Origin of the sequence: Mannheimia glucosida, assembly GCF_046267875.1 — a bacterium.
GTDB lineage: Bacteria > Pseudomonadota > Gammaproteobacteria > Enterobacterales > Pasteurellaceae > Mannheimia > Mannheimia glucosida.
Genome location: NZ_CP176502.1, coordinates 1,641,428 through 1,655,349 on the forward strand (window position 1 = coordinate 1,641,428; position 13,922 = coordinate 1,655,349).

Here is a 13,922-nt window from a genome sequence, read left to right on the forward strand (position 1 = left end):
TATTCATAGTTGTGATCACCATCACATATCTATTATGACAAACATCATATTCTATCGTTAAAAATAAGATTTATGCTATTCCTGTCTCTAATGGGATATGTCATTAATATAGTCATATTGAGGTGAAGAATATGTTATTAACAATAATTACTTTTCTGGTTGTGACTGGACTAGTCGGGTATATATCCTGGCGAAAAACCAGAAATGACGATCTTTCAACATCTAAAGGTTATTTCTTGGCAGGGCGTGGCTTGAGTGCCACGGTTATCGGCTGTTCAATGGTCTTAACCTCGCTTTCTACCGAGCAACTTATCGGCGTGAATGCCAACTCTTATGCCGGTAATTTCTCGATTATTGCGTGGACTGTGCCGGCAGTGATTCCGCTTTGCTTCTTGGCACTTTATCTGTTGCCGAAATATATCCGCAACGGTTACACCACCATTCCGGAGTTCTTTGAAAACCGTTTCGACCGCCAAACCCGTTTGATTATGTCGGGCTTGTTCTTGGTGTTCTATCTTTTCATCGTCATTCCGACCGCACTTTACACCGGTGCGATTGCGTTCAATAAAATCTTCAACCTTGAAACTGCCTTCGGCTTAAGCTATGGGGCGGCGATCACCTACACGGTGATTGCGATTGGTATTGTTGGGGCTATTTATGCGATCTTCGGTGGCTTAAAAGCGGTGGCGGTGTCAGACACTTGGAATGCGGTCTTGTTAGTCATCGGGGCATTATTAGTGCCGGTGTTTGCACTCATCTATTTAGGCAACGGCAGTATGGCGGAAGGGGTGAAAATTATCACCACTACTCATGTTGAAAAATGGAATGCGGTGGGCAGTGCCACCGATGCAGTGCCTTGGCCGACCATTTTCACCGGCATTATGGTGGTGCATTTCTTCTACTGGACGACTAACCAAGCCATTGTGCAACGTGCCTTGGGGGCGAGAGACTTAAAAGCCGGTCAAAAAGGGATCTTAATTGCGGCGTTGTTCTTATTACTGCTACCGCTTATCTTAAACTTACCAGGCTTGCTCAGCTTCCACATTTTAGGCGAGGGCTTGAAACCGATTGACGTATCTTACCCTGAATTGGTGAACAAAACTTTCCCAACCGTGCTACAAGGCTTCTTTATTGCCGCATTGTTCGGGGCGATTTTGAGTACTTTCAACTCGTTCTTAAACTCAGCGGCAACCATTTACTGTAAAGACTTGCTGCCGTCTATCAGCAAAAAACAGTTCTCTGATGCAGAACTCATCAGCTATGCGAAAAAAGTCTCTGCGGTAATGGCGGTGATTACAATGATTTTTGGGCCGTTACTGATGTTCGGCACAGACGGTATTTTCTTACTAACCAAACGCTTCGCCGGTTTTGTGAACATTCCGATTGTGGCATTATTTGCGGTAGGACTATTCAACAAAACTGTATCAGGAAAAGCGGCACGCATTGCCTTGCTCGCACACGTTATTCTCTACTTCTGCATCGTTTGGGTGTTTGATGTAAAAATCAACTTTGTGTATGTGCAAGCCGGCCTGTTCGTGTTCGATGTGGCGTTAATGCTGATTTTAGGTACTTTCTTAAAACGTGCGACTCCGTACGAAGACAACAAAATCAACCACGCCAATGTGGACTTAAGCAGCTGGGAATACGCCCCACTGGCAGTGGCTTCTATCGTACTGGGCTTATTCACGCTATACGCTTTCCTCTCTCCGCTCGGTTTAGCCTCGCCAGACGGCAGCCCTGCGATGGTGCTGGCGGTGTATGCGGTGCTACAAGCGGTGGTTTGTGTCGTGTTTTTTGCAAAATGTAAAGGCAAAAAGGCGGTGAATTAACCAAATAGAAAATTCCCCTCTTTAGCAAAGAGGGGTTAGGGGAGATTTGGCAGTAGTCATTATCGAAGTGAGGGAATGAATAATCCTTAATATATTCGCTTTCCGACCATTTTTTGCTTATTTTCTCCGTTAATTTAGCCTGTCAAATCTCCCCCTGCCCCTCTTTTCTAAAGAGGGGAGTGCATATTTGGAAGACTATTTCATCAGGGTTCTTGCCCTAACAAAGAGGTCATTATGAATAACATCATCTATATTTTGTTAGATCAAGTGCGTAAAGATATGCTCGGAACTTACGGGCATCAGGTGGTGAAAACCCCGAATTTAGATCGCTTGGCGAAAGACGGCATTCGGTTTAACAACGCTTTCACGCCGGCTTCGGTTTGCGGGCCGGCTCGCACCTCGCTGTTTACCGGCTTAATGCCGTCCAGCCACGGGATTATCAAAAACGGCGAAAAAGGCGGCACTGGCGAAATTCCACAACAAAACCCCAACATTGCCGGCGTGGAGGGCTATAACTCCTTTGTGATTGGCAAATGGCACGTTGGTACAAAATCCGTTCCCGAAGATTACGGCATCGCCGGTCATAACTTTGACGGCTATGGCTATCCGGGCAGCCAAGTGTATAAAAACCTCGTGTTTAATCAGCCGCCAACACACTCCAACCGCTACCGTGAATGGTTGGCGGAAAAGGGCTATGATGCACCCGAAGTCAGCCGAGCCTATTTTGGCGACAATCCGCACCTGCGTGTGCAGGAACTCTGTGGCTTGCTTTCCGGCACTCGTGAGCAGACGATAGAGTGGTTTATCATTGACGAGGCGAAAAAATACATTCAAGCCTCCCTTGATGAGAAGAAACCGTTCTTTGCGTGGATCAATTTCTGGGGGCCACACACCCCGTGCGTGGTGCCGGAGCCGTATTATTCAATGTATGACCCAAGCCAAGTGGTGCTGGACGAAAGTTTCTTCAAACCGCTTGAGGGTAAACCGAACCACTTCCGTACCATTTCACAAATGTGGGGAATGTGGGAGGCGAGCGAAGAGCGCTGGAAAGAGGTGATTTCTAAATTCTGGGGCTACATCACGCTGATTGACGATGCGATTGGCGAGCTGTTCCGTTTCTTGGAAGAGAACCATCTCTATGAAAATACCTTCCTCGTTGCCACTGCCGACCACGGCGATGCAATGGGTGCGCATAAGATGATCGAAAAAGGCGAGTTTATGTTTGAAACCACCTACAACATTCCGCTGATTATCAAAGATCCGCACTCCACAAGAGTGAATGAAGTGGACGATAACCTCGTTTATTTGCACGATCTCACTTCCACCGTGTATGATGTAGCAAATCAACCGATCCCGACCGCTTTCCAAGGCGAGAGCATTCTGCCTATAACCAGACAAAGCCAAAACAACGACCGCAAAGGCTTGTTGTGCCAACTGGCAGGGCATTTTGTCTATTTTGAACAGCGTATGTGGCGGCGTAAGGATTACAAATTAGTCTTCAACGCCGCCGACCGCTGCGAACTCTACGATGTCAGAAAAGACCCCGAAGAGATGCACAACCTCTTTTATGACGAAGCCTATCGAGCCGTGAAAAAAGAGATGTTGGAAGAAATGCGACAGGAAATGAAACGCCTCAACGACCCACTGGAAAATTGGGTGTATCGGATTATTGATGAGATATAATGAGTTGCCCTGTACGAGCCGTACAGGGCTTCTTAATCAGAGCTACTCCGTAGCTCGCCCATAAGTCGCAGAGCGACTTGGTTTATTGAACCTAGCACGGCTCGTGCTAGGGAATGATGTAGAGAATTTATGACTACCACCTACTTCCACCTAATGGCAAAACCCAGCAGTTTTCACTGTAATATTCAGTGCGAGTACTGTTTCTATCTGAGCAAGGAACAGACCATTCCGCCGGAAAAATCGCAGTTTATGAACGATGAAACGCTGCAAAACTACATTCGCCATTATATCGAAGCCAACCAAAGCCAACGGGTGGATTTTGTGTGGCAGGGCGGGGAGCCGACCTTGCTGGGCTTAGATTTCTATAAACAAGCGGTCAAATATCAGCAAAAATTTGCAAACAGCAAGCAGATCACCAACGCAATCCAAACCAACGGCATTGCTCTAAACCGCCAGTGGGCGAGCTTTTTCAAAGAGAATCATTTTCTGGTGGGCTTATCCATTGACGGACTGAGCGACATTCACGACCGCTACCGCATTTCCACCAACGGCAAACCGACTTTTGAACGGGTGAAAAGTGCGGTCGATTTATTGAAAGAGGTTGGCGTGGAATTTAACACCCTCACGGTGGTGAACGACCGCAACTGGCAACGGGGGAGAGAAACCTACCAAGCCCTCAAAGCCCTCGGCAGCCGTTATATGCAGTTTATTCCGGTGGTAGAAAGCCACAAGGGTAAATTACAGCCCTTTTCCGTTCCGCCCCAAGGCTACGGGCAATTTTTAGTCGATGTCTTTCACGAATGGTTGCCCGACCGTGGGCAGATTTTTGTGATCGAGTTTGATAACCTGCTCGGGCAGTGGCTTGGCTATCCCTCCAACAACTGCGTCTTCCGTCCGACTTGCGGCAGCTCACTAGTAGTGGAAGCCTGTGGTGATGTGTACAGTTGCGACCATTTCGTCTATCCCGACTACCACATCGGCAACCTCAACCAACAACCGCTGGCGGAGATCGTCTCATCAGCAGCCCAGCTTCAATTCGGGCTGAATAAACAGGCAAAACTCTCGCAAACCTGCCTAAATTGCAAATTCCGCATTCTCTGCCACGGCGGCTGCCCAAAACACCGCATCGTCCCCCAAGACAGCGGTGAAAATCACAACTACCTTTGCCCCTCTTACCAACAGTTTTTTGCCGAGACTTCCGGCGTGATGAGACAAATGAGTGAACAAATTCGGTTTGCAGGAAGGTAACAGAGAGGTAAATAACACAAACAAGCGGTTAAATTTCGCTGAAAATTTGCAAAAATTCCCGAAAATTTAACCGCTTGCTGCTTGTGGCTTATAGTTTGCCTAGCTTCTGTTTGTAATGATAGCGGCAGACAGAGAGATATTTATCATTGCCGCCGATTTGTATTTGTTCACCGTCTTTAATGGCTTCGCCTTTTTCATTTAATCGAACGACAAAATGGGCTTTTTTGCCACAATCACAGATGGTTTTGAGTTCTTCCAGCTCATCTGCCCAAGCCAACAAATATTTGCTACCTTCAAATAATTCAGCTTGGAAATCGGTGCGTAGCCCGTAGCAAAGCACCGGAATTTTGAGTTTATCGACCACATCACTTAATTGATAAACCTGTGTTTTAGTTAAAAACTGAGCCTCATCAATCAAGATACAGTGTAACGCTTTGTTTGAGTGTAATGCCTTAATTTCCGCAAATAGATTGGTATCAGCGGTAAATAAATTGGCTTCTTGTGAAATACCGATACGAGAGCTGACTTTCCCCACACCGAAACGGTCATCAATAGCGGCGGTGTAAACTAAAGTGTTCATTCCACGTTCTTGGTAATTGTAAGAAGATTGAAGCAGAGTAGTAGACTTACCTGCATTCATTGAAGAGTAGTAAAAATAGAGTTTTGCCATAGCTGTAACAAATAAAAAACGGCTAAAAATTTAGCCGTTTGTGCTGAAAATAGAATTAAACGTTGTCGATTTGACCTAAAAGTGAACGTAAACGATCTTGGAAGTTTTGTTGTTCCACTTTTAATTGTTCATATTCGCTGCGCAAGGTGTCGTTTTCTTGTTTCGCTGCATCGTTTTTGCCTTTTAATTCTTCAACTTCTAATTGAAGTAATTGAATAGTTTCAACAGCTTGTTTAATTTTTTCTTCTAATTGGTCTAAAACCGATAATGACATAGTAAATTCCCTCTAAAATAATATAAAAACTTGTAAAGATTATACTCTAAATCTGACTTTATTTTTATAAAAAAGTTTGGCTATTTGTGAATTTTTATTCAAACGCTGATTTTTTAGTAACGTAGCTTGCAGGTTACTGATAAAATATAATCTCTCTTCTTTTAAAGTTTTTCTTTCAAGAAACTAAGGAACAAAAATGAAACGAACTCTTTCTTTTGAATTTTCTCGTGTTACGGAAGCAGCGGCTCTAGCAGCTTACTCTTGGCTAGGCCGTGGGGATAAAAATGCCGCTGATGAAGCTGCGGTGAAAGCAATGCGGTTTATGCTCAACCAAATGGAAATCCGTGGCGAAGTGGTAATTGGTGAGGGCGAAATTGACGAAGCACCGATGCTTTATATTGGCGAGAAAATCGGTTTATCCCGCCTAGAAGATGAGGAAATCAGTATTGCGGTTGACCCGATTGACGGTACTCGTATGACTGCAATGGGGCAGGCAAATGCGTTGTCGGTATTAGCAGCAGGCGGCAAAGAAACCTTTTTAAAAGCCCCTGATATGTATATGGAAAAATTAGTGGTGGGGCAGGAATGCAAAGGAATGATTGATTTAAATCTTCCGCTTGAACAAAATCTTCGCCGTGTCGCCTCGAAAAAGGGCAAATTACTTTCCCAATTAACTATTGCTATTCTTGCCAAACCTCGCCACGAAAAAATAATTGCCGATGTGCAAAAATTAGGGGTAAGAGTGATTGCGATTCCTGATGGCGATGTTGCGGCTGCGGTGCAATGCTGTTTGCCAGAGAGCGAATTGGATCTGCTTTATGGTATCGGCGGAGCACCTGAAGGGGTAGTGGCGGGGGCTGCGGTTCGTGCATTGGGTGGCGATATGCAAGCACGTTTAATTCCTCGCAACCAAGTGAAGGGGAATAGCCCGGAAAATTTAACTGCTACCGAAAAAGAGCTTTCACGCTGTAATGAAATGAATGTGCCGGTGAATACAGTGTTGAAATTAGAAGATTTGGTGCGTGATGACAATATCGTCTTTGTTGCAACTGGCATTACCTCAGGTGAATTGTTAAAAGGGATTAAACGTAGAGGCAATATTGCCAGCACTGAAACCTTACTTATTCGTGGTAAGTCTAGAACCATTCGTAAAATTCAATCCGACCATTATGTCGATCGTAAAGATAACGAACTCCTTTCTTTATTGGATTTATAGCTTTTCTCTGATAAATCGGGCTTTTAGCCCGATTTTTTGTCTTCCCAAAGTAATCAAAATCACTACATTGTCACGCTTACTCTTGTTTGTGAGTATTAATTGCACATAAATTAAAGCCGAGTGTTTCTGCCACAATACAAATTGTCTGAAATTTCACTTGGCTTGGGTCTTTAAATAAGCGTTTTAGGGTAGAGCTTGAAATGCCGGTTTGCATTTCAAGGGTGGTTAATTCTATGCCTAATAGTTTCCGCTGAGCATTAAGCTGCTTGCCAAAATGTGGCAAATCCCCAATTTTGTTTTTTTCAAATAATTTCTGCTCGTCTCGCTCTTGTTTGAGCGCCTGTTTTCGTAACTGATTTAGTTGGTTTATCTGATTTTGTATTTCGTTTGATAGTTTCATTTTATTTTTGAGCTAAAGGTAGATTATTTATGTGTTTATGGGTTAAATATAACCTGTTTGGATATATAAAGGTTATATTTAATCTTAATCTGTTTTGTTTTTGCAATCAAGATCTCAAATATAATCTTTCATCTGTTTTGGTTGGGCTGAATTTATGCTGCGTTTGTGCTAAAATACGTTGAGTTTCGATATAATAAAAAGGAGAAATAATGGATCTCGCTTATTTGGCTAAAATGCCACAAGAAGAATTTACCGCACGCCGTGAGCGTGTGCTTGAGCAAATGCAGGATAATTCTGCGTTATTGGTTTTTACCGAATCGGAAAAACGCCGTAATAGTGACTCTGAATACTTGTTTAGACCTGATAGTTACTTTTGGTATTTAACCGGTTTGGCAGAACCTAAATCAACCGTATTGCTGGTAAAAAGAGAAGGTAAAACAGAAAGTATTATTTTTGTGCGTAAAAAAGACCCTTTAATGGAAACCTGGAATGGCAGACGTTTAGGGGTTGAGGAAGCTCCAAAAACGTTACAGCTTAACGCAGCTTTTGATATTGATGACATGGAAACTGTTCTTGCAAAAAAATTAGAAAATCTGACCGCTTGTTATTGTGCGTTAGGGCTACAACAGTGGGGCGATAAGATTCTGTTTGCAACATTTGAAAAAATGAAAGCCAATCGGCAAAAAGTGCCGACAACCTTGATTGATTGGCAGCCAATGTTGTCGGAAATGCGGTTGATTAAATCAGAGCTTGAAGTTGCCTTAATTCAGCAGGCGTGTCATATTTCTTCAATGGCACATATTCGAGCGATGAAACAAGCTCGCCCGAATCGTTATGAATGGGAAATTGAGGGGGAAATTCAACACGAATTTAGCCGTTTTGGAGCAAGGTTTCCGGCATATAATTCAATCGTTGCCAGCGGTGAGAATACCTGTATTCTTCATTACAATGAAAATGATCAGGTGCTTAAAAACGGCGATTTATTGCTGATTGATGCCGGGGCGGAATTTGCGTATTACGCCGGCGATATTACCCGAACCTTCCCTATCAATGGCAAATTCTCCGAACCGCAAAAAGAGCTGTACGAATTAACCTTAACTATGCAAAAAGAGGCGATGAAGCTTCTTGTGCCAAACAGCTCGATTAAAGCGGCAAACGATAAGGCTGTACAGATTCTCACGCAGGGCTTGGTTCGCTTAGGGATTTTAAACGGTGATGTGGAAAGCCTGATTGAGCAAAAAGCCTATCGCCAATTTTATATGCACGGATTAGGGCATTGGCTAGGGCTAGATGTTCACGATGTGGGGGATTACGGCACGGAGCGGGATCGTCCTTTGCAGATTGGTATGGTGTTAACGGTTGAACCCGGTATATATATTCCTACAGAGGCTGATGTACCGGAGCAATATAAAGGCATTGGGATTCGGATTGAAGATAATTTGCTGATTACCGAATACGGCAACAAAAACTTAACCAGCGGTTGCCCGAAAGAAATTGCGGATATTGAGCAGTTAATGCAATCGTTAAATTAATTCGCAAATTTTTGTAAAAAAATTATTCACAATCCTTGTAAGGATTGTTCACAGCTTCGCTGCCGTTGGCAAAGCCAACGTTCAAAAAGCTATGCTTTTTGTGACCATTTGTTTGATATTTTGGGGAATTTAGCTTAATCTAACCCGACCAAACACAGTGTTTGGGCAATCACAACACGAAGGAGTGTTTATATGTATTTTGAAATTTACAAAGACGCAAAAGAAGAATTTCGTTGGCGTTTAAAAGAGGGTAACCACGAAGTTATTGCAACCAGCCAAGCTTATACGACTAAGCAAGGTTGTCAAAAAGGCATTGAAGCAGTTAAAAAAGTTACACCTGAAACAGAAGTAAAAGATTTAACTAAAGCTGAAGCATAATCTATAAAGCCCTGATATTATTTCAGGGCTTTGTTATTTATGCAAATATGATGCTTAATTATTCAATTTAAGGCTTGCGGATTTTTCTAAAAAAGATAATATGCGTTTATATTATAAAGAGGAAATATATGCAAAACACAGAACTCGCATTAGCTCAATGGTTTAGGCAATCTACACCTTATGTTAATATGCACAGAGGCAAAACCTTTGTGATTATGCTTGACGGCGATGTGATAGAAAGCCCAAATTTTGTCAATATTATCAATGACATCAGCCTACTGCACAGCCTAAATATCAAATTAGTGATTGTATTTGGAGCAAGACCGCAGATTAATCAATTACTGGCTCAAAATAATATTGAACCTGAGTATTACCACAATATCCGTGTAACTAATCCGCAATCGCTAGAATATGTAAAACAAGCGGTAGGGAAAGTTCATTATGATTTATTTGCCCGTCTTTCCTTGCGTTTACCCCATTCTGAAGTGATTAATGTAGTCAGTGGTAATATGATTTTAGCCCAGCCCATCGGCGTGGTGGATGGGGTAGATTATGCACTAAGCGGTAAAATCCGTCGTATTAATATTGAGAGCATTAAGCAGCAACTGGCACAAAATTCGATTGTATTACTTGGTCCGATTGCCCCGTCTGTCACCGGTGAAATGTTTAATCTGCCGTTTGAAGATATTGCCACACAGGTTGCAATTAAACTTCGTGCCGATAAATTAATCGGTTTTTGTGAAGAGCAGGGGATTTTAGATGAAAACGGCAAGCCAATTCCAGATTATCTTCCGCAAGATGGCGAAACCTTGTTACAGCAGTTAATCGAGCGTGGCGAATATCACACCCCGAAAGCTCGGTTTTTGCAGGCGGCGATCACGGTATGCCGAGAGGGAGTGAAACGCTCGCATTTATTAAGCTATAAAGAAGATGGCTCATTGCTTCAAGAGTTATTCTCTCGTGATGGTATTGGCACGCAGTTCTCAATGGAAAGCTCGGAGCAAGTGCGTATTGCGAACTCCAGCGATATTCCGGGATTATTAGATTTAATTCGCCCACTCGAACAGCAGGGCATATTGGTAAAACGCTCTCGAGAACAATTAGAAATGGAAATCGCCAACTATACCATTATTGAGCGTGATGGTGTGGTGATTGCCTGTGCGGCACTTAACCCGTATCCGGAAGAAAAAATGGCGGAAATGGCATGTGTGGCGGTTCACCCTGATTATCGTGATTCCTCAAGAGGGGATATTCTACTGGAAAATATTCAAAAACGGGCAGTGCAACTGGGAATGGAAAAACTCTTTGTGCTGACTACAAGAACCACACAATGGTTCCAAGAACGAGGATTTAGGCTGGCAGATGCCCAAGATTTACCTCGTTATAAACGGGAAAATTACAATTATCAACGTCGTTCTAAAGTATTAATTTTACCGCTTTGGTAAAATATTCAATGTTTTTGACCGTTTGTTACCAGGAGAACTATGAAAAAACATCAACCCATCAAAGGGGCTATGGCAATTATTACCGCAGGTGTATTATTTGCCTGTATCAATACCTTAATTCCCAAATTAACGTCCATTTCACCGATTGATTCGAGCGTGATTGCACTGGTGCAATATTTAGTCGCCTTTATTTTCCTCGTACCCAGTATGAATAATATCGGTTTCTTCTCTTCATTAAAAACCGAGCATTTTGGGCAACACTGTTTTCGGATTTTTCTATCTGCGATTGGTATTCAATGTTGGACAATGGCACTCGCTAACCAATTACCTATTTGGCAGGGCATAGCGTTATTGATGACTTCACCATTGTTTGTGACCATCGGCTCCGGTCTGTTTTTAAAAGAGAAAGTGGATAAAAAGCGTTGGATTGCAACCGCAATGGGGTTTGTTGGGGCAATGATTATTCTAGAGCCTTGGAGTGACCATTTTGAAATGATTGCGTTACTGCCGATTGCTGCGGCTTTTTTCTGGGCAGGTTATTCGCTGATGGTGAAAAAACTCTCTCGCTACGATAGCCCGACTACGATGGTTGCTTACCTGTTTATTTTAATTACGCCTTTTAATTTGTTGATTGCGCTCACAAACCTTAGTCCTAGTGGCTTTAGTTTACCTTCTTGGAGTGATTTCGGCTTTTTAATCTTACTTGGTTTCTTTACGGCTTTAGCACAACTGGCGGTAGCCAAAGCCTACAGTGTAGCAGATGCCTCCTACATTCAGCCGTTTGATTTTATTAAATTACCGCTGAATGTATTAGCCGGTTGGTTGGTATTTAACTGGGTGCCACCGGGTAAATTATGGCTAGGGGCAGCGATTATTATTGCGGCAACCATTTATATTACTCACGCTGAAACTAAACAGAGTAATTAGCAACAAATTCACGTTACATAAAAAATCCCTTTATCTTTAAGATAAAGGGATTTGCAAATTTTAAGCTAAAATTGACCGCTTACAGAGCGTTCTTATCACCACGAGATAGGCTAATCACGCCGGAGCGAACAATCTCTACAATCGTTGTTTCTTCTTTAACTGCCTCAATAAATGCATTGAGTTTCTCGGTAGAACCGGATAATTGAATGGTGTAAAGTTTCGGCGTTAAATCTACAATTTGCCCACGGTAAATATCTACCATACGTTTCAGTTCATCACGAGATGAACCTGTAGCTCGCACTTTTACCAATAACACTTCACGCTCAACGTGTTCATAAGCACTTAAGTTACTCACTTTAAACACATCAATGAGTTTGTGTAGTTGCTTTTCGATTTGTTCTAACACCTGTTCTTCGCCTTGCGCGACAATTGTCATACGGGAAAGGCTTGGATCATCAGTAGGGGCAACGGTCAAGCTTTCAATGTTAAAACCACGTTGTGAGAAAAGGGCAACTACACGAGATAATGCACCTGATTCATTTTCTAATAATACGGCTAATGTTCTACGCATCTGTTCTCTCCGTTTTACTTAACATCATTTCATTCATTGCTCCTCCACGCACTTGCATTGGGTAAACATGTTCCGTTTCATCGACCAATACATCAACAAATACAAGTTTATCTTTAATTGAGAATGCCTCAGTTAATTTTGCCTCCAATTCAGAAGGGTGGTCGATTTGAATCCCAACGTGGCCATAAGCCTCTGCCAATTTAGCAAAGTTAGGTAGAGAATTCATATACACCTGTGAATGGCGGCCAGAGTAAATAATATCTTGCCACTGTTTCACCATACCTAAGAAACGGTTATTTAAGCTGACAATCACAATCGGTGTGTCGTATTGCTTTGCGGTGGAAAGTTCCTGGATATTCATTTGGATACTACCATCACCGGTTACACAAACAACAGTGGCATCAGGGTGGGCAAATTTTACCCCCATCGCAGCAGGTAAGCCAAAGCCCATTGTGCCTGCACCGCCTGAATTAATCCAACGACGTGGTTTATCAAACCCATAATGCAATGCAGCAAACATTTGATGTTGTCCAACATCTGAGGCAACATAGGCTTCCCCATTGGTCAATTTGTGGATCATTCTAATCACTTGTTGTGGCTTAATCACATCACTGTTTTCTTCAAAGGCTAAGCAATTACGAGCTTTCCAAGCATCAATTTGTTGCCACCAAGCGGTTAAATCTACCTGATTTTTTGCAAGATTTTCCTCACCTAATAAAGATAAAAATTCTTCCATTACATTCTTAGCACTGCCTACAATTGGAATATAAGCTTGTACTGTTTTGGAAATTGAGGCTGGATCAATATCCACGTGGATCACTTTTGCATTCGGGCAATATTTTGCTAAGTTATTTGTTGTACGATCATCAAAACGTACCCCAATACCTAAAATCAAATCACTTTCGTGCATTGCATTATTTGCCTCAAAAGTGCCGTGCATTCCTAACATACCTAAGTATTGCTTATCAGAGGCAGGGTAGGCACCTAGTCCCATTAAGGAACAGGTTACAGGTAGATTTAGCTTTTGTGCAAACTCTGTAATTTCTGGGGAACACTCTGCACTAATTACACCACCGCCTACATAAAGTACTGGGCGTTTTGCCACTAATAGTGCTTTTAATGCTTTTTTAATTTGCCCTTTATGCCCTTGAACCGTTGGGTTATAAGAACGCATTGATACTTCTTGCGGATATTCATAGGGATATTTATTTAATGGATTGACTACATCTTTAGGAATATCAATAACTACCGGACCTGGTCGACCGGTTGAGGCAATATAGAAAGCTTTCTTAATGATCGAAGGAATTTCTTCTGTACTTTTTACCAAGAAACTGTGTTTTACAACCGGACGAGAAATACCGATCATATCACTTTCTTGGAATGCATCTGTTCCAATTAAACTTGATGGAACTTGACCCGACAGTATTACCAACGGAACAGAGTCGGTATAAGCGGTTAAAATACCAGTGATTGTATTCGTTGCTCCCGGACCTGAAGTCACTAGCACACAGCCGACTTTACCTGTTGAACGGGCATAGCCATCAGCCATATGTACAGCACCTTGCTCGTGTCGAACTAAAACGTGATTCAACCCAAGTGTATGAATTGCATCATAAATATCGAGTACAGAGCCACCCGGATAGCCGAAAACGTATTCTACGCCTTCATCCTTTAAGGACTGTACAATCATTTCTGCACCAGAAAGTTTTTTCATTGAATCCTCCAACAAAATAGCATTTTCTTCTCTAA

General features: G+C 42.5%; 13 protein-coding genes. 8 read left to right on the top strand and 5 right to left on the bottom strand.

Annotated features, from left to right (window positions below; all coding sequences use genetic code 11):
- Window positions 1-131: 131 nt before the first annotated feature.
- From ACJ7Z2_RS08035 to ACJ7Z2_RS08045, 3 genes are all read left to right on the top strand, one after another.
- Window positions 132-1,829, top strand: coding sequence for a solute:sodium symporter family transporter (locus ACJ7Z2_RS08035; protein WP_409499944.1), 1,698 nt, complete (start codon window positions 132-134; stop codon window positions 1,827-1,829).
- 234 nt (window positions 1,830-2,063) lie between these two features.
- On the top strand, window positions 2,064-3,512 hold the full coding sequence (locus ACJ7Z2_RS08040) for a sulfatase-like hydrolase/transferase (protein ID WP_409499945.1): 1,449 nt from the start codon (window positions 2,064-2,066) through the stop codon (window positions 3,510-3,512).
- A gap of 129 nt (window positions 3,513-3,641) precedes the next feature.
- Window positions 3,642-4,760: an anaerobic sulfatase maturase gene (locus tag ACJ7Z2_RS08045; RefSeq protein WP_409499946.1), complete on the top strand. Its 1,119-nt coding sequence runs from the start codon at window positions 3,642-3,644 to the stop codon at window positions 4,758-4,760.
- 88 nt (window positions 4,761-4,848) lie between these two features.
- Here the strand turns inward: ACJ7Z2_RS08045 and ACJ7Z2_RS08050 are convergent, their stop codons facing one another.
- Together ACJ7Z2_RS08050 and zapB are read right to left on the bottom strand one after the other, a co-directional pair.
- Window positions 4,849-5,430, bottom strand: a complete 582-nt coding sequence (locus ACJ7Z2_RS08050) for a thymidine kinase (protein WP_318007149.1) — start codon at window positions 5,428-5,430, stop codon at window positions 4,849-4,851.
- 55 nt (window positions 5,431-5,485) lie between these two features.
- Window positions 5,486-5,704, bottom strand: coding sequence for a cell division protein ZapB (gene zapB, locus ACJ7Z2_RS08055; RefSeq protein ID WP_006249013.1), 219 nt, complete (start codon window positions 5,702-5,704; stop codon window positions 5,486-5,488).
- A 196-nt stretch (window positions 5,705-5,900) separates the two neighbouring features.
- On the opposite strand from zapB, the gene glpX reads away from it, so the two are divergent.
- Entirely contained in the window at window positions 5,901-6,920 is a 1,020-nt protein-coding gene (gene glpX, locus ACJ7Z2_RS08060; RefSeq protein WP_021279864.1) for a class II fructose-bisphosphatase, read from the top strand.
- Between the two features lie 76 nt (window positions 6,921-6,996).
- Here glpX and ACJ7Z2_RS08065 read toward each other — a convergent pair whose 3' ends face one another.
- Window positions 6,997-7,320, bottom strand: a complete 324-nt coding sequence (locus ACJ7Z2_RS08065) for a transcriptional regulator (protein WP_409499947.1) — start codon at window positions 7,318-7,320, stop codon at window positions 6,997-6,999.
- Window positions 7,321-7,529: 209 nt separating this feature from the next.
- On the opposite strand from ACJ7Z2_RS08065, the gene pepP reads away from it, so the two are divergent.
- The 4 genes from pepP (at window position 7,530) to ACJ7Z2_RS08085 (ending at window position 11,602) form a co-directional block, all read left to right on the top strand.
- A complete protein-coding gene (pepP, locus tag ACJ7Z2_RS08070; RefSeq protein ID WP_409499948.1) occupies window positions 7,530-8,852 on the top strand; it encodes a Xaa-Pro aminopeptidase in 1,323 nt (440 codons plus the stop codon).
- A 192-nt stretch (window positions 8,853-9,044) separates the two neighbouring features.
- A complete protein-coding gene (locus ACJ7Z2_RS08075) occupies window positions 9,045-9,230 on the top strand; it encodes a YegP family protein (protein ID WP_409499949.1) in 186 nt (61 codons plus the stop codon).
- A gap of 128 nt (window positions 9,231-9,358) precedes the next feature.
- Window positions 9,359-10,675 carry an amino-acid N-acetyltransferase gene (gene argA / locus ACJ7Z2_RS08080; RefSeq protein WP_409499950.1) on the top strand — a complete coding sequence of 439 codons (1,317 nt, stop codon included), beginning with the start codon at window positions 9,359-9,361 and terminating at the stop codon, window positions 10,673-10,675.
- Between the two features lie 39 nt (window positions 10,676-10,714).
- Window positions 10,715-11,602 carry a DMT family transporter gene (locus tag ACJ7Z2_RS08085; RefSeq protein ID WP_409499951.1) on the top strand — a complete coding sequence of 296 codons (888 nt, stop codon included), beginning with the start codon at window positions 10,715-10,717 and terminating at the stop codon, window positions 11,600-11,602.
- A gap of 79 nt (window positions 11,603-11,681) precedes the next feature.
- Here the strand turns inward: ACJ7Z2_RS08085 and ilvN are convergent, their stop codons facing one another.
- Both ilvN and ACJ7Z2_RS08095 read right to left on the bottom strand, forming a co-directional pair.
- A complete protein-coding gene (gene ilvN / locus ACJ7Z2_RS08090) occupies window positions 11,682-12,173 on the bottom strand; it encodes an acetolactate synthase small subunit (protein WP_006250071.1) in 492 nt (163 codons plus the stop codon).
- Window positions 12,166-13,887: an acetolactate synthase 3 large subunit gene (locus ACJ7Z2_RS08095; protein WP_154704326.1), complete on the bottom strand. Its 1,722-nt coding sequence runs from the start codon at window positions 13,885-13,887 to the stop codon at window positions 12,166-12,168. Before ACJ7Z2_RS08095 ends, ilvN begins: the two co-directional genes overlap by 8 nt.
- Between the last annotated feature and the right edge of the window lie 35 nt (window positions 13,888-13,922).

Coding starts and splice junctions, on each gene's coding strand:
- ACJ7Z2_RS08035 (WP_409499944.1), top strand. CDS start 132: ATGTTATTAACAATAATTACTTTTCTGGTTGTGACTGGACTAGTCGGG.
- ACJ7Z2_RS08040 (WP_409499945.1), top strand. CDS start 2,064: ATGAATAACATCATCTATATTTTGTTAGATCAAGTGCGTAAAGATATG.
- ACJ7Z2_RS08045 (WP_409499946.1), top strand. CDS start 3,642: ATGACTACCACCTACTTCCACCTAATGGCAAAACCCAGCAGTTTTCAC.
- ACJ7Z2_RS08050 (WP_318007149.1), bottom strand. CDS start 5,430: ATGGCAAAACTCTATTTTTACTACTCTTCAATGAATGCAGGTAAGTCT.
- zapB (WP_006249013.1), bottom strand. CDS start 5,704: ATGTCATTATCGGTTTTAGACCAATTAGAAGAAAAAATTAAACAAGCT.
- glpX (WP_021279864.1), top strand. CDS start 5,901: ATGAAACGAACTCTTTCTTTTGAATTTTCTCGTGTTACGGAAGCAGCG.
- ACJ7Z2_RS08065 (WP_409499947.1), bottom strand. CDS start 7,320: ATGAAACTATCAAACGAAATACAAAATCAGATAAACCAACTAAATCAG.
- pepP (WP_409499948.1), top strand. CDS start 7,530: ATGGATCTCGCTTATTTGGCTAAAATGCCACAAGAAGAATTTACCGCA.
- ACJ7Z2_RS08075 (WP_409499949.1), top strand. CDS start 9,045: ATGTATTTTGAAATTTACAAAGACGCAAAAGAAGAATTTCGTTGGCGT.
- argA (WP_409499950.1), top strand. CDS start 9,359: ATGCAAAACACAGAACTCGCATTAGCTCAATGGTTTAGGCAATCTACA.
- ACJ7Z2_RS08085 (WP_409499951.1), top strand. CDS start 10,715: ATGAAAAAACATCAACCCATCAAAGGGGCTATGGCAATTATTACCGCA.
- ilvN (WP_006250071.1), bottom strand. CDS start 12,173: ATGCGTAGAACATTAGCCGTATTATTAGAAAATGAATCAGGTGCATTA.
- ACJ7Z2_RS08095 (WP_154704326.1), bottom strand. CDS start 13,887: ATGAAAAAACTTTCTGGTGCAGAAATGATTGTACAGTCCTTAAAGGAT.